This window comes from Desulfomicrobium baculatum DSM 4028 (assembly GCF_000023225.1).
In the GTDB taxonomy this organism is placed as follows: Bacteria; Desulfobacterota; Desulfovibrionia; order Desulfovibrionales; family Desulfomicrobiaceae; genus Desulfomicrobium; species Desulfomicrobium baculatum.
Map to the genome: position 1 here is coordinate 3,705,291 of NC_013173.1, position 18,557 is coordinate 3,723,847.

Annotated in this window: 19 protein-coding genes and 1 pseudogene; all 20 read left to right on the forward strand. The window is 47.1% G+C overall.

Going from position 1 to position 18,557, the window contains the following annotated elements:
* The first annotated feature begins 37 nt into the window (after positions 1-37).
* Positions 38-343, forward strand: a complete 306-nt coding sequence (locus tag DBAC_RS16370) for a nucleotidyltransferase domain-containing protein (RefSeq protein WP_015775434.1) — start codon at positions 38-40, stop codon at positions 341-343.
* On the forward strand, positions 340-816 hold the full coding sequence (locus tag DBAC_RS16375) for a hypothetical protein (protein ID WP_218915582.1): 477 nt from the start codon (positions 340-342) through the stop codon (positions 814-816). Before DBAC_RS16370 ends, DBAC_RS16375 begins: the two co-directional genes overlap by 4 nt.
* Before the next feature lie 223 nt (positions 817-1,039).
* On the forward strand, positions 1,040-2,863 hold the full coding sequence (locus tag DBAC_RS16380; RefSeq protein WP_015775436.1) for an ABC transporter ATP-binding protein: 1,824 nt from the start codon (positions 1,040-1,042) through the stop codon (positions 2,861-2,863).
* Positions 2,864-2,883: 20 nt separating this feature from the next.
* Positions 2,884-3,537: a class I SAM-dependent methyltransferase gene (locus DBAC_RS16385; protein WP_015775437.1), complete on the forward strand. Its 654-nt coding sequence runs from the start codon at positions 2,884-2,886 to the stop codon at positions 3,535-3,537.
* Positions 3,534-5,069 (forward strand): methyltransferase domain-containing protein, encoded by a 1,536-nt coding sequence (locus tag DBAC_RS18155; protein WP_015775438.1) that lies wholly within the window; start codon positions 3,534-3,536, stop codon positions 5,067-5,069. The genes DBAC_RS16385 and DBAC_RS18155 overlap by 4 nt, the downstream gene beginning before the upstream one ends.
* A complete protein-coding gene (locus tag DBAC_RS16395; RefSeq protein ID WP_015775439.1) occupies positions 5,069-6,103 on the forward strand; it encodes a glycosyltransferase family protein in 1,035 nt (344 codons plus the stop codon). Before DBAC_RS18155 ends, DBAC_RS16395 begins: the two co-directional genes overlap by 1 nt.
* A gap of 81 nt (positions 6,104-6,184) precedes the next feature.
* The gene (locus DBAC_RS18160) at positions 6,185-6,967 is read left to right on the forward strand and encodes a class I SAM-dependent methyltransferase (RefSeq protein WP_015775440.1); all 783 of its coding nucleotides are present in this window, start codon (positions 6,185-6,187) and stop codon (positions 6,965-6,967) included.
* A 235-nt stretch (positions 6,968-7,202) separates the two neighbouring features.
* On the forward strand, positions 7,203-8,168 hold the full coding sequence (locus DBAC_RS16405) for a glycosyltransferase (protein ID WP_015775441.1): 966 nt from the start codon (positions 7,203-7,205) through the stop codon (positions 8,166-8,168).
* Positions 8,169-8,178: 10 nt separating this feature from the next.
* Positions 8,179-9,282 (forward strand): glycosyltransferase, encoded by a 1,104-nt coding sequence (locus tag DBAC_RS16410; protein WP_015775442.1) that lies wholly within the window; start codon positions 8,179-8,181, stop codon positions 9,280-9,282.
* 212 nt (positions 9,283-9,494) lie between these two features.
* On the forward strand, positions 9,495-10,490 hold the full coding sequence (locus tag DBAC_RS18580; RefSeq protein WP_167320952.1) for a glycosyltransferase family 2 protein: 996 nt from the start codon (positions 9,495-9,497) through the stop codon (positions 10,488-10,490).
* Between the two features lie 66 nt (positions 10,491-10,556).
* Positions 10,557-11,480: a glycosyltransferase family 2 protein gene (locus DBAC_RS18585; RefSeq protein WP_015775444.1), complete on the forward strand. Its 924-nt coding sequence runs from the start codon at positions 10,557-10,559 to the stop codon at positions 11,478-11,480.
* Between the two features lie 185 nt (positions 11,481-11,665).
* A complete protein-coding gene (locus tag DBAC_RS18590; protein ID WP_143890972.1) occupies positions 11,666-12,550 on the forward strand; it encodes a sugar transferase in 885 nt (294 codons plus the stop codon).
* A gap of 304 nt (positions 12,551-12,854) precedes the next feature.
* Positions 12,855-13,157, forward strand: coding sequence for a transposase (locus DBAC_RS19925; RefSeq protein ID WP_267195239.1), 303 nt, complete (start codon positions 12,855-12,857; stop codon positions 13,155-13,157).
* The gene (locus tag DBAC_RS18595; RefSeq protein WP_267195240.1) at positions 13,117-13,623 is read left to right on the forward strand and encodes a transposase; all 507 of its coding nucleotides are present in this window, start codon (positions 13,117-13,119) and stop codon (positions 13,621-13,623) included. Before DBAC_RS19925 ends, DBAC_RS18595 begins: the two co-directional genes overlap by 41 nt.
* Positions 13,616-14,026, forward strand: a complete 411-nt coding sequence (locus tag DBAC_RS20060) for an acyltransferase family protein (protein WP_081434470.1) — start codon at positions 13,616-13,618, stop codon at positions 14,024-14,026. The genes DBAC_RS18595 and DBAC_RS20060 overlap by 8 nt, the downstream gene beginning before the upstream one ends.
* Complete coding sequence (locus DBAC_RS20065; RefSeq protein WP_043811193.1) at positions 13,914-14,603, forward strand: acyltransferase family protein; 690 nt, start codon at positions 13,914-13,916, stop codon at positions 14,601-14,603. Before DBAC_RS20060 ends, DBAC_RS20065 begins: the two co-directional genes overlap by 113 nt.
* Before the next feature lie 632 nt (positions 14,604-15,235).
* Positions 15,236-15,415, forward strand: a pseudogene (locus DBAC_RS20080) (DapH/DapD/GlmU-related protein); the annotation flags it as partial.
* A 149-nt stretch (positions 15,416-15,564) separates the two neighbouring features.
* Positions 15,565-16,230 (forward strand): class I SAM-dependent methyltransferase, encoded by a 666-nt coding sequence (locus DBAC_RS16430; RefSeq protein ID WP_228644907.1) that lies wholly within the window; start codon positions 15,565-15,567, stop codon positions 16,228-16,230.
* A 134-nt stretch (positions 16,231-16,364) separates the two neighbouring features.
* The gene (locus DBAC_RS18605) at positions 16,365-17,297 is read left to right on the forward strand and encodes an NAD-dependent epimerase/dehydratase family protein (RefSeq protein ID WP_015775448.1); all 933 of its coding nucleotides are present in this window, start codon (positions 16,365-16,367) and stop codon (positions 17,295-17,297) included.
* Entirely contained in the window at positions 17,294-18,475 is a 1,182-nt protein-coding gene (locus tag DBAC_RS16435; RefSeq protein WP_015775449.1) for a glycosyltransferase family 4 protein, read from the forward strand. The genes DBAC_RS18605 and DBAC_RS16435 overlap by 4 nt, the downstream gene beginning before the upstream one ends.
* The last annotated feature ends 82 nt before the right edge of the window (positions 18,476-18,557 follow it).

The following is an 18,557-nucleotide window of genomic DNA, read 5'->3' on the forward strand; positions in this document are numbered from 1 at the left end:
CTGCTTTTCGGCGGATGACGTGCCGCGAGGAGGGGACATGCGTATTACTGAAACAGAGCGTCGAGTGCTGCGTGACGAGGCACAAAGAGCTTTCGGGGCAGACTCCAAGGTTTTCCTTTTCGGATCACGAGTGGATGACGCCCGGCGTGGCGGGGACATCGATCTGCTGGTGGAGACTGGAAAGATGGGGCATGTCGCCATTTTCGAAGCTGAGCTCCGCTTTTTGGCCAGGGTCAAGTCGGCTCTTGGAGAACGGAAAATCGACGTGCTCGTGGACTACCCGGATCGCACGTTTCGTCCTGAAATTTTGCGTATCGCACGGGATCAGGGGATACAGTTGTGATTTTTAGAGACAGTAATGTCGATGCAATGCGGTTTTCTGATGCGTGGCAGGAATGTCGTATGCATTTGTTACACGCTAGGCATGCCCTCAAATCAATGGAAGCGCATTTGCCGCTTGATGGGCAAAAACTGGCGAACCTCGATCTGGAGTCCATTCAAGACGTTGACCAGCTTGTGTTGCGATATTCCAAGCTGCAAGATAGCATGGGTAGTAAGCTTTTTCCAGCGCTTCTTAAAGTTCTCATGGAACCGTTGGAAGACAGTCCTATGATGGACAAGCTCAATAAGCTGGAGAAACTCGGGGTTCTCCCCAGCGTTCAGCGTTGGCAGGAACTCCGGGAAATTCGTAACAAATTTGCGCACGACTATCCCGAAGGGGACGAAATGAAGGCCGTGGTATTGAATGCGGCATGCGCAGGAGTAGAAGAACTGGCCGAAGTTTTGGATCGCGTGGGCAAAGCGGGTGGAGTGTGAGGTTTTCTAGGCGCTGAGATTTATTCGAAATGATGCGAGTAAAGAATGCGTCCGGAAGAGGCTAGGGTTGATAGGTTTAGATACGAATGGGGCAAAATGTTTTTCAATGAATTGATGAAGTTGGTTTTGAAAATGGAAGAATCGTCAAAGGAAGATCTGACCTCATGTTCTTCAGTTCTGAAAGACACCTGCGATTGGTATCTTCGGGAGCAGAGGTCCGCCGATGGCGCATGAGCTTTCGTTGATCCAATCGTTGCGTGTGTTGCTGCCCATCGTTTCGAGGCGGCAGTGGATGGTGTTTTGGCTGTTGCTGGCACTGAGTTTGGGCATGGCTATGGTGGAGTTGGTCATTACGGCTCTAGTGACGATGTTTGCCGCCGCCGTGAGCGATCCTGCAAACGTAATGACTCTTAAACCTGTCGTCTTGCTACAAAGCTGGTTCGGGTTCTTCCCTCTGACGGACGTTCGTCAGCTGCTTTTCGTCTTGCTTTGTTGTATTCTTGCGGCAATCCTCATTAAGAATATACTTTCTTTATTCCAGATTAGGTTGACCATTGGTTTTTCGGAAGGGGTAAGCAATAAGTGCCGAGAGCGGATGTTGGAGTTCTATCTGCGTGCGCCGTATCTCTGGCTGCAGGATAAGGGAGGTGCAGAGTTGCTGTTCGGGTACAGGGTCTCAGCTAACCTCGGTCCGGCGTTGACATCTGGCCTACAGCTTTTCAGCACCACTATGATGCTCATCGTGACGTTGACAGGCCTGATTATCGCCTCGCCTTTGCCAATGTTGTTTTTCCTTGGCATCCTCGCGCCCTGTTGTGTCTTGCTGAATAAGGCGGTTGGGTGCGCGCTGGATAGCAGGTCGAAAAGTGTGTTCCGCGTGGAGCGGGAACTGCATACGGTTCAGTTGCTCTCAGTATTTGGTCTTAAGGAGATGCGATTGTATCGGCGGGAGGCGGTGCTTGCGGCCTCCTATGCTTCTAGGCTTGCACAGTGGCTCGCCGCCAGGAAAACGCAGCAGATGCTTACACGATTGCCATTTTCCTTGGTGGAGGTGATGGGATTCGCGACCTTGTGTTTTATTTTTGCAGTCTTTTATTTCTATAAAAATTCAAGTCTGGCATATTTATCGGGGATCATGGCTTTCCTTGCAACTGCGGCATGGCGTTGCCTTCCCATGGGTAGCCGCATGCTGGAGTATCTGGGCAGCCTGCGAGTCTCTGCGCCGTATCTTCAACAAGCTGCGCAGACATTCTCGCAAGAACGGTCACTTGCAGATGAGCTTGCGCTGCCCATAGGAACGACGCCGGAACCGGTGAACTTTGAAAAAGAAGTGCGTTTCGACTGCGTGACCTTTTTCTATCCGAAGGCGGAATCACCTGCTGTAGAAGATGTGTCCTTTTCCATTGCTCCGAAGCAGCTTGTTGGTATCGTGGGCCTTTCAGGTTCGGGGAAAAGCACTCTCGTGAACCTCCTTACCGGTATTATTCCTTCTACTGCGGGCAATATTCTTATTGATGGCGTTCCTCTCACGAATAGGAACAGACGTTCTTGGCTGGGGAAGATTGGGTATGTTCCTCAGGATGCCTATCTACTGGATGCGACGCTGGCCGAAAATATTGCGCTGAGTCGATGGGGTGATCCTGTGGATAGAGACAAGGTTGTTCAGTGTTGCAAGATGGCGGCGCTGGATTTTTGGGATCAACTTGAAAACGGGATGGATACCGTCTTGGGAGAACGTGGGGTTCGGCTTTCGGGAGGTCAAATCCAGAGAGTGGCCATCGCTAGGGCGCTGTATAGTGATCCCGAACTCATTGTTTTTGATGAGGCAACGAGCTCTCTCGACCTTAAAAACGAAAAAACGATATACGAGACAATACTTTCGCTGCGCGGCAAGGTCGCAATGATAATCGTCGCACACAGGCTCAGCACGGTGGAGGGGTGCGACCGAATTATTTGGATACAGAACGGTAAAAAACGGATGGAAGCCGCACCCGGAGAAGTTTTGAGCGAGTACAAGAAACTTTTGGACGGTAACCCCTCCTGTTAGCAGATAAAAACGAGAAGACAATGGCTTTTACATACAGTGATGTTGTTTTTGGCAGAGAAGAGTGTTTCAAACGGTTCGGAACGGTGTTCGATCTCCCCTTGTTGCAGAATGGGATGGAACAGGCCTTTTTATCCCTGAATACCCGGGCTGCCGTCATTCTGGACTTTGGCTGTGGTAGCGCAAAGCCATTCAAATGCATCGTAGAGGGGGCGCCTTATGACAATGTCTATTACTCAATGGATACCGACAGAAGCGCTGGCGCGGACTTCGCTTCCTTCATTAATGTGCCGGGTGATTTGGCTTTCGATTTCATAATCGCGAATCAGGTGATCGAACATATGGCGCTTGATGATGCGCACTCCGTTTTGACGCAGGCCCGTTCGCGCTTAAAAACGAAAGGTGTCTTCATTGCTACGGTTCCCAATGTGCAGCACCCCGTACGCTACTGGGGTGATGTGGACCATAAGCTTCCAATATCATATGCGAATCTTTATGCGTTGTTCGCAGTCAGCGGATATGAGGTCGCCGGGTTGTGGCGATATTCCAAGGCGGTGCCCAACTCACTTCTGGATCGGTTCCTGGCGCGACGTATGCAAAAGATTTACCGCATCGACTGGGCGGACTCCATCTGCCTTGTGGCCAAAAAGCTCCACTCAGAGGATGGTGCTGGATGAAAATGTTAACGCTCTCAATAGATGGGCGTGACTATGCCATCCGTCAAACACCCCCGTTGCGGGCGGTGGAGTCGAATGTACCCGTTTTGTGTGTTGTCAGCTATCTGCCCAATTCCTCCGCAGTGGAACTTGTACGGCTCGCTGTGGAGAGTATTCGTAAGTTCACAGATTCGCCCTATTCTCTGTGGATTGTGGATAACAACTCCTCGGAAGAGCACAAGGTGTGGCTTCGTAAGCAAGTGGATATAACCTTGGTAGAGATATGCACCCCTGCCAAGGAACAGGGGAGTTACGCCAATGCGCTGGCCTTAGAAGCCTGTCTGCGGTTACTGCCTGCTGAAACACGTTTTTTCATGAGCCTGCACCAGGACATTCTCGTCTGTAAAAGCGGCTGGTTGCGATATTTGCTTTCCAAGTTCACAGATAATGTCATGGCGGTGGGTGTACGAGAAGACCGCGCCAGGGTCCCGGCGGGCATTCTGCATGTGCTCGGTTACATTGTGAATCTGTCGACGTTTAGGGCGCTGAGGCTTTCTTATTTTCCAGACTTGCCACGCCACGACGTGGGGGATGCGGCTATTGTCGGGTTGCGGGAGGCGGGATACGCTTACCACGCATCCCGCAACACCATTCACGATGAGGTGTTAGCCGCTACGGTGCCGACACCATACGGGACTGTCGGATTCGATCGTTCTGTGAACGACGACGGAGACGTGTTTTTCATGCATCTCGGGCGGGGCTCGCTGAAAAGCGACGCTGGCTTCGCGCAGAAGGAGAAACAGTCTTTTGAGCTTTGGCGCGACTTCGCATTTCGAGAGCTTGGCCTGCCTCGTCATGCGTGCGTCCCTGTGTACCCATCCAATAAACCCGTTATGACGACGTTCCGTCGTCTTCATGTAGACGCGTTTCAGTCCGGCGCGTACTGGACGGGAAGGGTTTTAGACGTTGGCGGAAAAAAAGAGAACAAGCGCGGCGAGTTTCGTCCGCCGAAAGCAGTTGCTTGGGAGTACCTTAATATAGACGAGGACACGAACCCTGACTATGTGGGCTCGGTCGAGTCCATACCTGTACCGGATGCGTCATTTGACATTGTTTTGCTCGCTGAAGTGTTAGAACATCTCGAAAACCCGGAATTGGCCTTGCAGGAATGCGCGAGAGTGTTGAGGCCTGGCGGTAGGATGTATATTTTAAGCCCTTTTTTGTATCCGATTCATGCCGATCCCGATGATTTTCAACGTTGGCTTCCTGATAAGTACGCGTCTGTACTCGAAAAAACCGGGATCCGCATGACGTCGATTTCCCATATGGGTAGGATGGGCGGAGTCGTGTACGACTTGTTCCGGATTTACGCCTCGAACACCAGACAAGTTGGAAGTCCCTTGGCTAAAAAATTTATCTTAAAAATTTTGTTGCCGCTGACTAATGTTTTTCTGCTGCGTAGCGAGAGGAGAGCATGCCTTGGTAGTCCGTCAGTAATTACAGGTGGTTTTTACATCGAAGGTGTTAAGCCGTGCTTTCAGGATAGGCTGTAATGAAGATGGCAAGGGTTTTCATATCAGGCCAGGAGAATGTTGGTTGGTCACTGGACTATGATCACGCGTACATTTCTGCTGCTTGCAAGGAGGCAGGCTACGCGTTGGAAAGCGCGATGTATCGATCCGATATTGTACATAATATTTCGTGGAGTGGATTCAATAATATTTTTGCATTCTGGTTGCGAAAAAAGGTACTCCTGACATGTTCTAACTTTATCGAGCCGGATAAATCCAACTATAGCCTGTTGGACAAGTGGAACAAGCTAAAGGACAGGCCCATCACATGGCTCTGTCCGAGTTCCAAGCAAAAAAAATTGCTGGACAGATATGGTCTGAAAACAGCGCTGTTGCCATTTTTCATTGATTACGGTCTGTTTGCAGGCAACATTGAAGAAACTGTTACCAGAGAAGAATTGCTGCAGGAGTTTGCGATTCCCGAAGATGTGGTGCAGGCTCGGATGCTCATAGGATCTTTTCAGCGGGACAGCCTCGGAAAGGACTTGAACGTACAAAAATGGCAGAAGAATCCGGAAATGCTCGTTCGCATGCTTTCGTTTCTGCCAAGAGAGCGTTTCCTGCTGTTGTTGGCAGGCCCAAGGCGGCACTATATTCGCAAGCGGTGCAGGGATCTCGGCATTCCCCACTGGTTTGTTGGCAAGGAAACTGCTGGCGATGACTTGGCTATAAACACGCTTCCGGTCGAGGCTATAGCCCGATTGTACAGGTTAGTGGATGTATATGCTGTCACATCGGCGAGCGAAGGTGGTCCTAAGGCTATTCTGGAATGCGCAGCGTCCCGTACACTGTGTTTGAGTACTGACGTGGGTTTGGCTTTGGATTATCTTGATCCCTCATTCGTCTTTAGCGATGAGAACGCATACGGACGATATCTTTATGGACTTGTCACAGGGGAAGTTGCTTGCCCTGCTGCCTACGTGGAAAAGGCATTTCTTGGGTGCCGGCAGAAGCATGCTCCCCCTGCCCAGGCGCATGCCCTAGGCAAGGTGTATGCGGATAGTTTGGCCCTTTGAACAGTTTTCGTTTCGCTTTGCGCGAGGTGAATTTTGGACTCGATTAAGTATCGTGCGTAGTGCACAGTCAGGAGAGCTTGAATGATTAATGACTCTATCCGCAAGTACTATACTGATTATTATAGAAATGCACTTGGGCTTCCTGGGTACGAATGCAACGTTCAGAATAGGTTGTATGAAGACGATAACAGCAAGCAGCTTATTGTGAGTAAATTATCTTTTATTTGTGGCCAGATACCTTCGGGAGGTAAGGTTCTCATTGTGGGGGGGGGGACAGGAGCTGAGCTCGTGGCCTTTCATTCGCTTGGATTTGAAGCATGGATGATTGAACCTGATAAAGAAGCCGTTAAGGTTGCGCGGCAGAAGTCTGTCGTGAATAATATAGCAGATAAATATGTTATCGATGGCGTGGCGGAATTAATTCCTTTTAAAAATTCATATTTTGATTTGATATGGTCTTTTACGGTGCTTGAGCATGTTCAGGACTACGATTTGTCTTTACGGGAAATTTGTCGTGTGATGCGTCCTGGAGCTTGGGGGTGTCTTTTTTTTCCTGATTATCGGTGCATTTATGAATCCCATTACAAGATGTATATGCCTCTTTTTTTACCCAAGTGGGTTGCTGGGTTGTTTTTGCGTTTAAAGGGGCGGGATCCTAAATTTTTTCTAAAAAACACTAATAAAATTAATCATCAAAAATTTATTCGTACTGCCATGGATTTGCCGATTGATACGTTCAGGCACTACCAACCAGTTGGGATTGAGTGGAAGTCTGGCAGAACGTTGATGATGTCATTGGCGTACTTTATGAAAATGTATTTGGATATTGAGTACTCGCTTTCTTATTTTATTAAACGCAAGTAGGTGCTAGTTGCTGCTGGTTGTTGACTTGCAAGGAGGGATATGAAGAGACGAATAAGGCGTTGTGGTGTTGCCAATGAAGTTCTTATTAAGCGAATGGCGTGACACATCGATCTATTAAAGAGTGGGCTGCGCATCTCAGTGTGTTTTTGTGTACAGCGGCAGTGCGGCTGTGTTCAGCATATGTTTTTTCGTTAGTGCTGTTTTAGAGTCGGATAGGCAGCTTTGGAAAATTTCAATGAATAAGTGTTTTGGTTTGCAGATCATCTTCGAGTTCGTCGATGGGCCGTATGGCGGTGGCAACCAGTTCCTAAAAGCCTTGGCGGCGTGTCTTGACTCTCGGGGTGCGCTGGCGCGCTCACCCAAAGATGCAACGGCATTTCTTTGTAACAGTCATCACGAGTACGCACGGATGAATAAATTGCATCACCGCTATCCTGGCATGCCGGTTGTTCAGCGGGTTGATGGGCCCATTTCATTGATCACCAACGTAGATGATCCTAGGGAAAAGCAGGTTCATCAAATAGCGAATCTTGCCGATGGGTTCATCTTTCAGTCACGCTTCAGTTTCGATGCTAACATCGAATTCGGGTTTCCTCTGCGGGGTAAGCCGTATATGATCGTGCACAACGCCCCTGATTCGGCCATCTTCCCCACCACACCTGTCCGACTGTCGACTGAGCAAGATACAAAGTTACGGATAGTTGCTACGTCGTGGTCCGGAAATCCTCAAAAGGGATTCGATGTTTACGAGTGGCTGGACAACAATCTCGACTTCGACAAATACGAGATGTGTTTCATCGGCAACACGCCTGTGAAATTCAAGAACATTTCTTTGATTCCCCCCGTGGACAGTTCGTCTCTTTCTCGCCTTCTCAAGGAATATCACATCTATATCACCGCTTCCCTGAATGACCCGTGCTCCAATGCGTTGATTGAAGCGATACACTGCGGCTTGGTTCCAGTAGCCCGTAACAGTGGTGGCCATCCCGAGCTTGTTGGTAATCCGCGCCTACTTTTCAATAAGCCTGAAGAAATCCCCCGCATTCTCGCTTTGTTCGAGGGGGGCGGTGTGCAATATTCTTCCTCGTTGCCGGATATAGAGCGAGTAACCACGCAGTATGTGGATTTTATTGGTAGCGTATTGCCAAGTTATGTTCCGACCGGCTGCTTACAACGTTTACGTTCATATTTTCCTTTTTAGGCGGAGCCGCATGGATCCAACTCAACGGACAGTAGCTTTCAACGGGTTATATATCCCTTTTCCCGCCCCCGGCGAGACGATTGGTGGCCCGATATCCTTCATGCGGAACCTGCGGCGCGAAATGTCGCGACGTGGTGTTCCTTATGCTGCATCTCCGCGCGCGGCCAAGCTCATGTTTTTTCCCATTGCCGCCGAAGAGCATGTTGTTTTGTACGTCAAGATGCGTGGCGGGCGCATTGTGCAGCGCTTGGACGGGATCCATTACCCGCAGGCCCACACGGACTACGAAGAGCGCAACGCGCCCATACTGAACATTTATCGTCATTTCGCAGACCATGTCGTTTTTCAGAGCGAATATTCCCGGCGGCAATGCTTCACCATGCTTGGTGAGAAGTGTACAGCGGAGTATACGATAATTCCTAATGGCGCGGACACCGACCTGTTTTTTCCAGCGGAAATGCCACCCCCAACAACACCATTTCGGTTCGTCACAACCGGGAATTTTCGACACCGTGAGATGATTTCGAAGGTTGTAGAGGCCTTGGACATTGTGAGTGCGCACTCGTCTGTGCATTTTTATTTACATGTCGCAGGCGAGATTGCGCATCCAGATATTCCTGCGCTTTTGGAGCGCCCCTACATCGTCTACGAGGGAAAGCAGGATCTGCATGACCTGTGCCCGCTGTTGCGGAGCTGTCACGCCGCCGTGCAGGTCATCGCGAATCCGAATTGTCAGAATTCGATCATGGAGGCTGTTTCCAGCGGCTTGCCTGTCATCGCCTTTGATACCGGCTCAATCGGCGAGTTCTGCACTTTCAATCGTGATCTTCTTGCACCCGTCCTTGTCCCTTCGCACCCCGTTTTTCACGCCTACGCAGATTTTTTGTCGGAACATCTTGCGGAGAAAATCCTTTTGCTTGTGAACAATTACGAATATTTTATGAATACTGCGCGTCGTTATAGCAATATTTTTAACATGAGGGACTGCTGCGAGAGATATCTTGATGTCTTTGCCTTGCAACTTGAAAAAACAACAACATCTTTGCAACTAAAAGAATACGTTATTCCCTTCTTGACGAGCACGGCTTCTCATTTTTTACGTAAAAAACGATAATTGATTATATAATGAAATGCAAAAATGAGTTGACTGTTCAGTTGTTGTTTGCTGTTTTTTAGTAATAGCAGCGTGTTTGGCTTAATAGATGTGGTCTTAATGTTAAATACATTAATTCTATACAGTATGTCGAGAATTGTAAATTCTTATGTTAATGTAGTTCTGTATTTTTTACTAATAATATGATATTAAAACCTTTTGTCTCTGTTTTGATGGCAGTTAACAATGGCGAGTCTCATTTGCAGGAGAGTATAGATTCAATTTTAGGGCAATCCTTTAAAAATTTTGAATTTGTGATTATTGATGATGGGTCAAATGATTCAACATGGAAAATTCTCTGTTCATATGCAATTAGCGATCAACGAATAAAAATATTCCAGAATCATCAGAATTTAGGACTTGCTTCTTCTCTTAATAAAGGACTTGGGATATCAAAAGCGCCTTATGTTGCGAGAATGGATGCTGATGATTGGTCTTTTCCAGATCGACTTGAGATTCAGTATGAGTTTATGAAAAATAACCTTGAAGTTGCTGTCTGTGGCGCATGGATTCAGGAATATGAATCAGGTGAAATATGGAGATATCCCGTAAATCATGCAGATATTGTCGCGAATCTGCTCTTTAATAACGCAATTGCCCATCCTGTGGCTATGCTAAATATGTCACGTCTGAATACTATAGTTGACGGCTATGATGAAAGTTTAATCAGTTCTCAAGATTATTCTTTATGGGAAAGAATTGTTTCAAATAATTCAGGGTTACTGGCTAATATTCCGCAGCCTCTTCTTCGTTATAGGACGTATCCACAAAATAAAAGGTCAATTTATAAATCAAAGCAATTAGAAAATGCTAATTCTGTCAGGTTGCGATTCATTCATCGACTTGGGATTGTTCCACGCGAAGATGAGTTGTTAAGTCACATTAAATTAGCAGGTATTTTGCCTATAGAAAAATATGATGAAGTCGTTGAGATTTCAATGTGGGCAGATAAGATTATTGACGCTAATAGAAATAATCGCCTGTTTTCTGTGCAGCATTTGTCGAATTATATCAGCTATTTGTGGTATGAGCTGTTTCGTAAATATAGTTATTTGTCTGTTTTAATGTCTTTTATGTTTTTAAAGTATAGTCCTGTCGGGTTTGGTTTTAGTGAGTTATGGTGTTTTTTTAAGATTTTATTATTCTATTTTATTTTTCCTAAAAAATAATTATTCTCGTCTTTGTGTTGTTTAGTTCATATTATCTGTATATGCTTTCTGTAATAAGTGGTTAAAATGATCGATCTCACAATTGTTATTTGTACGTACAATCGTGCTTTTTTTCTAGAAAAATGTTTAAACTCACTTTTAGAACAGACACAGCCATCAGTAAAATTTTCTCTTATTGTGGTTAATAATAATTCGACAGATTCAACTTGTCATATCATTTCTTCTTTCGCAACAAAGTTCTCTAATTTTATGTTTCTTTTCGCTGCTACTCAGGGGTTAAGTCATGCCAGAAATGCAGCTCTGGGTATAGTAAAAACTAAGTGGGTAGCTTTTTTAGATGATGACGCAGTTGCAAAGAAAAATTGGGTCGATGTTATTTTTAGTACAATCAAGAACGATGACTTTGATGTTTTTGGTGGAGTTTACACTGCATGGCATGTTTTGAGAGAGCGTCCGCAGTGGTTTATAGAGTCTTGGGAGTCTAATATTGGTGTTGCGAAAGAGTATTCACGTTTGTTTGGTGGATATCCTTCGGGAGGGAATTGCGTTTATAAGACTGATCTTGTTCGAGAGCATGGCGGTTTTCCAGTTGGTCTTGGCATGTCCGGGAAGAAGGTTGCCTATGGTGAAGAAACCAAGCTTATCGATAAAATCAGAAGAAATGGGGGTCGCGTAGGCTTTGTGCCAGCAATGATTATTAATCATTGTGTATTAGAGCATAAGTATTCATTGGCGTGGCGTATTAAGCGTAAGTTTGCTTTAGGTCGTGACGAGTTTTATATTTGGCCTGGATGCAAATTTAAAAAAATGTTGAAAGCTGGCTCATGTCTTGTGTTTCATGCTTTCATTACTCCTTGGAAAAGTTTTTTTAAATTTTTCTGGTTGTCTAATTATTATTGGCAAAATATGATTTTGGATATATTTGAGCCATTAGCTTACTGTTGTGGAAATATATTTGGCTTATGTATAAAGACTGATTGTTTTGACTAAGTATCATTATGCGTTTATTTCTTTTTTTAATGCGATAAAGTTGTTTGTGTATTTGTTAATATATATTTATAAAAAAAAGAATTTTCTAGTGATACAAGTTTAGTAATAATTTTATGTCGTATTTATACAACCTAGCCCCCGTGGCCCTCTTCGCCTACGCCCGTCCCGAGCACACGCGAAAGACCGTGGAAGCCCTGGCCGCCAATGAGCTGGCCGCCGAGACTGATCTTATCATTTATTCGGACGCCGCGCGCGGGCCGATGGATGTTCCTGCAGTGCAAGCCGTGCGAAATTATCTGAAAACCATTGGCGGCTTCCGCTCTGTGACGGTCCACGAGCGAGAACGCAATTTTGGTTTGGCAGATTCCATTGTGGATGGCGTGACCGCAACGGTGAACAACTGTGGCAAGGTCATCGTAGTTGAAGACGACTTGATCACCTCACTGTGCTTCCTGCGATACATGAACAATGCTTTGCACATTTATCAAAACGAAGAGTGCGTCATGCATGTGGCGGCACATATGTTTAATATAGACCCAGAAGGACTGCCAGACTGTTTCTTTTTACCTCCAGCTTCATGCTGGGGTTGGGGGACTTGGGCTCGATCATGGCGTCATTTCAGCTGTGATAGCTCGCATTACATAGAGAATTTTAAGCCAGAAGATATTCGCAGGTTTAATTTAGATGACTCGTATGACTATTGGAGTCAAGTTCTCAATAATCATTGCGGTAGGATGAAAACTTGGGCTGTATTCTGGTATGCCTCTGTTTTCGCCAATGATGGCCTCTGTCTTCATCCCCGTACCAGTCTGGTTAGGAATATTGGTTTCGATGGAAGTGGAACGAACTGCGGCACGAATGATATGTTAGATTTTCCCCTCGCTACGAGACTGGTCCTAGATTTTCCGAGCCAGCTTGAAGTTAATACCCTTGGGCTTTCGCGTTACGAAAGCTATTTACGGAAAAGGCTTAAAGGGTGCCCCTCAACAGTACCGAGTTTGCTTACAGGAAGGCTACGGAGGTGGCTTGTCTCGCTTCAGACTTGGGTCAAACGTTTGGTTGGCTGCTGATTTTATGCAATATTTTAAATAATTGGTCCTTCCGGAATTGCTGTGGGTAAATGACTTGGTTAGGAGTCTTCTCACGGAGGACGCCGATGAGAGACACCGAACTTTACGCGCAGATTCTTGGAGTCAAAGCCCCTTGGTTTGTTGATAAGGTTGATCTGAAAGTATCCGAGAATAGTGTTGATATTTGGTTAGACCATGGCCCAGGGGAGCGTTGGCCCTGCCCAAAATGCGGCAAGCTTCTGTCCTGCCGGGACCATGCTCTCGGCGCTTGCTGAAACTCACATGGGATGAGGTTTGGGGCGTAATGGAGCGAGCTGTTCGACGAGGCCTTTCACGCAAGGAGGCCCGGCCGATTCACTATCTCGGAGTGGACGAGAAAGAATTCCGCAAAGGGCACTCCTACATGACCATCGTCTGCGACCTTATGCGCAGCACGGTCGAGCATGTTTCCGAAGAGCGGAAGAAGAGCAGCCTGGATGAGTATTACCGCAGGCTCTCACCAGGCCAACTGGAATCCATAAGGGCCATCGCGATAGATATGTGGGGATTCATATTTCACGGCGACCATGGCGCATGTGCCGGATGCCGGAGCCAAAATCGTCCATGACAGATTTCATGTCATGAAACACCTGAATAAAGCCGTGGATAAAGTGCGCAAGCAAGAACATAAGGCCCTGATGGCTCAGGGCGACGAAATCCTCAAAGGGACCAAGTACCTTTGGCTGTTTCGCCCCGAGAACTTGCCTGCCAAGCATCAGCCGACATTTGACGTCCTCAAGGTCAGCACTCTCAAGGTGGCCAAAGCGTGGGCCATGAGAGAAAACTTGCAGTTGTTGTGGGGCTACATGTCTCCTGGATGGGGACGGAGATTCTTCAAGCGCTGGATAAAATGGATTGATCGTTCCGGCTTGGAACCAATGAAGCGTGTGGGTACAGCTACAAGGGTCATTTCAAGACGGCGATCTATTTTTTCTGCGGCGGACTCGATCTGTACCCGAGGTCAGTTTGAACACGTTACCCACAGAGTTTCCGGAAGGACCATAATGTTAAGCATCTTGCAGATCGATGACTAAAGGAGGGGTAGTTTTGAGGATAGCTTATCTCGATTCTATAAAGGGCGTCGCTATTTTGATGGTGATAGCGATACATTGCATACATCGATTTGAGATAGGCGCTGCGGCTTCTGTAATTGATGCGCTGGCACGGCCTGCGGTTGGCGTTTTTTTGTTCATTTCAGGGTATCTTTTTTCGCTTCGCGATGTCGACTTTAAAAAAAGAATACTCCGACTTTTTCCCGCGTACCTGTTTTTTACCGCTATTTTTTTGTATAAAAATAGCAGTTCTTTAGATTTTATTCAAATGCTTGAAGGGTTTTTTTTTTGGATATGGTATATACTACTACATATTTGTTTTGGTTGTTATAGAAGCTTTTTTTTTCATAATACAAAAAACGCACCCAAAAATTGTCACCGATAATAAGCGTTTGTTCATTTTTATTTCTGCGCTGCTTGCTTTTTTTTCTATTATTGCGTTGCATTTTTTAAAAGATATAAGCTCGGGACTTGGTGTTGAGTATTCGTTCTTCTACTACAGAAATGTTTTTTTATGGTCGCTATACTGGGTACTTGGATTCAGTTCGAGCGTATTTATAGACAATTTGTCTCGCGTAAATTTCGTTTTGATTTTTTTATTTTATATCGCATTAACAACGTGCATGCTCGCTATTAAGAGTTTTTTTCCTGAGTATTATTCTTCATATAACTCATTTCCGCAGGTCTTTTACACTATTGGAACAATTCTGTTATTTTTTAAAATAAAACCGAAAATTAAGGTGTTGTGCTGGCTTGGGAAAAAGTCTTATGGAATATATCTTTCTCACATCTTGCTTGTTCACACTTTCATTAAGCCACTAAGTAGCATATCAGAAAGTAGCCAATGGATAAAATTTTTAATACTATATTTTTCAGTGATTATTTTCAGTTCTGTCTTTGTTTTTGTTTCTGAGAAAATTTTCAGAAAAAAATCTTTTTATATTAGCGGGACAGTGTCGTAAAAGTCAAGTGCTTGTTTTTAAATATTTTAAATGCAGGGTTGAAGTGCGAGAATTTTTGCAAAATAGTAACGCAAATATCTGGCAGGATATTTAGTTGTCTTAGAATTTTTCTGCGGCGGACTCGGTCTGTACCAGAGGTCAGTTTGAACGCGTTACCCACAGAGTTTCCGGAAGAACCAAATAATTTAACGTTTGAAAATGCTATGTTGAAAACTGTAAGGATGATAATTAGGCGATTGCGGGCCAAAGCGAAAATAATACCAGCAAAGCCCGAAGGGTCGATATTGACCATCGATGAAACGGCTTGTGTTAATCAGGGCGGAATTTGCCTTTCAAAAGATTCTATGCTCCACATCGGCGACAGATCAATCGTGGAAGGGCGTGTTATTTTCGAACGACCGGGTGGCATTGTAAGGATAGGGAGCCGCACATTCATTGGATGTTCTACCATCATCTGCGCAACACGTATCGACATCGGGGATGATGTGCTGGTGTCGTTCGGTGTCACCATCGTGGACCATGACTCCCATTCCATCTCTTTTGAAGAGAGAAAGGACGATGTTGTAATGTGGCTGGAAGGGAAGAAGGACTGGATGCATGTCAAATCAAATCCGGTGTGCGTAAAGGATAAGGCCTGGATAGGTATGCATGCCATTATCCTTGAAGGCGTGACTATCGGTGAAGGCGCGGTGGTGGGTGCGGGTTCGGTTGTCACAAGGGATGTGCCAGCCTACACACTTGTCGCAGGCAATCCCGCTCGCCCAATCAAATCCTTGAATTTACCAGATCGTTCTAGTCTGAGGAGCGTGTGACGTTGACCCGAGAGACAATAACTTGGGAACAGGCTGTGGGTTGGCTCCGCGCCCAGCCAAACCAAGCTGCGCTAGTCAGAGCCTGTTATTTCGACGACCCTCTCGTCGATGCTGCCAGGCGCTTCCATGAGAGTCTCGAGTGGCGAGCCGTGCGTGACTTCCTGCCCGCATCCTGTGGGATGGCACTCGATGTTGGTGCGGGGCGAGGTATCGCATCCTTTGCCCTTGCCGCTGATGGTTGGCGCGTGACGGCTCTTGAACCGGACCCGAGTCGACTTGTTGGTGCTGGCGCTATCCGGGAATTAGCGAGTCAGGCAGCCGTGAACATCACTGTTGTCGAGGAGTGGGGCGAAAAACTGCCGTTCGAAGATGGCAGCTTTGACCTCATCCATGCCCGTCAGGTGCTCCATCATGCCCGCGACCTTGAAGCTTTGTGCCAGGAACTGACCCGCGTGCTCAAGCCCAAGGGCATGCTTATCGCAACGCGCGAGCATGTCATTGACAAACCAGAGGACTTGCCGGTTTTTCTTGACTCCCATCCTCTACACCACCTTTATGGGGGAGAAAATGCGTACACGCGGAAGCGCTACCTCGGAGCCTTTGAAGACGCTGGCTTGCGCATGCGTCATGTACTTTCTCCATGGGAGACTCCTGTCAACTATTTTCCGATGACCGAACTGGATGTCCGCCGTGCTGTGAGTAATAAACTGCGCTTTCCTTTTCCAGCACTGCTGCCAGCAGCGTTGATTTGCTGGGTTAGCAAGCGTCTGAGATCGCCCGGCAGGTTGTATTCGTTCGTTGGGGTTAAACTGTAGTAAATAGCTGCTGCCTGTTGCCCGCGAGTGATCAGGTTGCACTCTTGTCTCGGGCTTGAGCCAGATGTTTCTAGCGCCTGAACGCGATTATCATCTTCGATTAATTTGGGCCATTTCTAGGTAGGTAGAATTGCATGACTAAACGCGTTTTTGTCACAGGGGCAGCTGGTTTCATTGGTAGCAATACTGTGCGTACACTGGCCGAATCGGGCTGGACTGTCGTGGGGATTGGCCTTGGCGGACAGGAAGAAGCAAAGCACCTACGTGAACTTGGCCTGCACGCTTGGTTTGAAACGTCTGTTACGCTCGATGCACTTTGGCGCGTAGAGAGCGAGGCCGGAAGCCCAGATGCGATCATACATTGTGCCGGAAGCGGCTCAGTCGCCTATTCCATGACGCAGCCCAGGCAGGATTTTCTTGGAAATGTGAATACAACGCTAGATATTTTGGAGTTTGTTCGGCAATCCTCTGGGCGCATTGCCGTGGTTGTGCCTTCGAGTGCCGCTGTATACGGCGTTGTACATCAACTTCCCATATCAGAGGACGCTCCTTTACACCCAATTTCTCCTTATGGAACGCACAAAATTGTAATGGAAATGTTGTGCAAATCCTACGCGAAACAATGGGGTATTCCTGTTTGCGTGGTTCGTCTTTTTTCCGTTTATGGGGCAGGATTACGCAAGCAGCTTCTTTGGGACGCCTGTTGCAAGGCTACGGCAGGAACATTCAGCTTTTTTGGTACAGGTGCAGAAATTCGCGATTGGCTGCACGTGCGAGATGCCGCACGGCTTTTGGCAGACGCCATTAATTTTTCTTCTCCCGATTGCCCTGTGCTCAATGGCGGCTCCGGACGAGGGATTAGCATTCGCGAAATTCTGACAACTGTAGGTAATCTTTGGAACCCGAAGGTAACTCCCACGTTTTCTGGCGAGGCCAGAAGTGGAGATCCGGCTCATTATATCGCAGATGTGTCACGCCTCAATGCTCGAGGCTACGTGCCTTCCGTGATTCTAGATCAGGGACTTGCGGAATATGTTGAATGGTTCCGAGCAGAGGTGGGCGCATGATCCGAGTTGCTTGGCAAGTGCCAAACTCACCGGAATGGGTTGGTGGCCTGAATTATTTCATAAATTTGGCCAATGCTATTTTTGCTGTTCCTGATCGCGGCATTGAGCCAGTACTGCTCGGTGGAACAAAAGGGCTACCTGAGCCGCTGTGTTCGTGCACTGGGCTTGCGTATCCCGGAATTCCTGTGGGGCGCTGGAACCCGTGGCGCATCATGGATGGCCTACATCGACGATGGTTCGACAGTGGCGGGGCACTTGCAAGACATTTGAAACAGCACAACATTGGCCTTCTTTCGCACGGACAAATTCTTGGACGGCGTTCACCTGTGCCGGCCATGTGTTGGATACCAGATTTTCAGCATGTTCACCTGCCGTCGTTCTTTACCGAAAATGATATTGCCCAACGAAACAAAACGCATGCAGACATCGCCGCGCGGGCTCAAGCCGTGGTGTTGAGCAGTGAGGATGCTCGGCAGGATTTTCTTGCCAGGTATCCCATTGCTGCCGATAAAACTTATGTATTACGCTTTGTCGCGACAATGCCTGAATTTCAGAGCATGCCAGAACTTTCGGACGTGCTGGAGCGTTACGGCATCCATGAGCCTTACTTCCATATCCCCAATCAGCTTTGGGCGCACAAAAACCACAACGTTGTCGTTGAGGCCCTCAAGATATTGTTATCAAGAGGGCGTTGTCCGCTAGTTGTCAGCACAGGGCAAACCAATGACTATCGAAATACTACCTTTTTCACAAAACTCAAAGAACAGGTTGACGCTTACGGGCTTGAAGACCGCTTTCGTTTTCTTGGGCTCACACCGTTCGCGGACATGTCCATGCTGATGCGCGGTGCTCTGGCCATGATCAACCCTTCATTGTTTGAAGGCTGGAGCACCACGGTTGAAGAAGCGAAAAGCTTTGGCAAGCGCCTGCTTTTGTCAAATATTGGGGTGCACCGGGAGCAAAACCCGGAACGAGGCTTGTTCTTTGATCCGCACAGCCCTGAAGAGCTTGCCGAAGCCATGATGAGCGTTGTCGATGGTTACAACTCTGAAGATGAACGTGTTCATGCTGAAAAGGCAAGAAACCAGCTTCAAGGGCGTATTGTTGCCTTTGGAAAGGTTTATCAAGATATCGTTTTGAAGGTGACCCAGGCCCAAATTGGCAAATTAATGAAATAGGACGTGGGATAATTGAGAATGATTTTCATCGGCGCATCGTTTGAAGCTGATTCGATGTCTCAGTGTGTGAGGCCCAAGTATT

Excerpts from the sequence above, each read along its gene's own strand:
- DBAC_RS16385 (WP_015775437.1), top strand. The coding sequence starts at position 2,884 with ATGGCTTTTACATACAGTGATGTTGTTTTTGGCAGAGAAGAGTGTTTC.
- DBAC_RS16405 (WP_015775441.1), top strand. The coding sequence starts at position 7,203 with ATGAATAAGTGTTTTGGTTTGCAGATCATCTTCGAGTTCGTCGATGGG.
- DBAC_RS16395 (WP_015775439.1), top strand. The coding sequence starts at position 5,069 with ATGAAGATGGCAAGGGTTTTCATATCAGGCCAGGAGAATGTTGGTTGG.
- DBAC_RS18160 (WP_015775440.1), top strand. The coding sequence starts at position 6,185 with ATGATTAATGACTCTATCCGCAAGTACTATACTGATTATTATAGAAAT.
- DBAC_RS16435 (WP_015775449.1), top strand. The coding sequence starts at position 17,294 with ATGATCCGAGTTGCTTGGCAAGTGCCAAACTCACCGGAATGGGTTGGT.
- DBAC_RS18595 (WP_267195240.1), top strand. The coding sequence starts at position 13,117 with ATGGCGCATGTGCCGGATGCCGGAGCCAAAATCGTCCATGACAGATTT.
- DBAC_RS18585 (WP_015775444.1), top strand. The coding sequence starts at position 10,557 with ATGATCGATCTCACAATTGTTATTTGTACGTACAATCGTGCTTTTTTT.
- DBAC_RS19925 (WP_267195239.1), top strand. The coding sequence starts at position 12,855 with ATGGAGCGAGCTGTTCGACGAGGCCTTTCACGCAAGGAGGCCCGGCCG.
- DBAC_RS18605 (WP_015775448.1), top strand. The coding sequence starts at position 16,365 with ATGACTAAACGCGTTTTTGTCACAGGGGCAGCTGGTTTCATTGGTAGC.
- DBAC_RS16380 (WP_015775436.1), top strand. The coding sequence starts at position 1,040 with ATGGCGCATGAGCTTTCGTTGATCCAATCGTTGCGTGTGTTGCTGCCC.
- DBAC_RS16410 (WP_015775442.1), top strand. The coding sequence starts at position 8,179 with ATGGATCCAACTCAACGGACAGTAGCTTTCAACGGGTTATATATCCCT.
- DBAC_RS20060 (WP_081434470.1), top strand. The coding sequence starts at position 13,616 with ATGACTAAAGGAGGGGTAGTTTTGAGGATAGCTTATCTCGATTCTATA.
- DBAC_RS18155 (WP_015775438.1), top strand. The coding sequence starts at position 3,534 with ATGAAAATGTTAACGCTCTCAATAGATGGGCGTGACTATGCCATCCGT.
- DBAC_RS18580 (WP_167320952.1), top strand. The coding sequence starts at position 9,495 with ATGGCAGTTAACAATGGCGAGTCTCATTTGCAGGAGAGTATAGATTCA.
- DBAC_RS16370 (WP_015775434.1), top strand. The coding sequence starts at position 38 with ATGCGTATTACTGAAACAGAGCGTCGAGTGCTGCGTGACGAGGCACAA.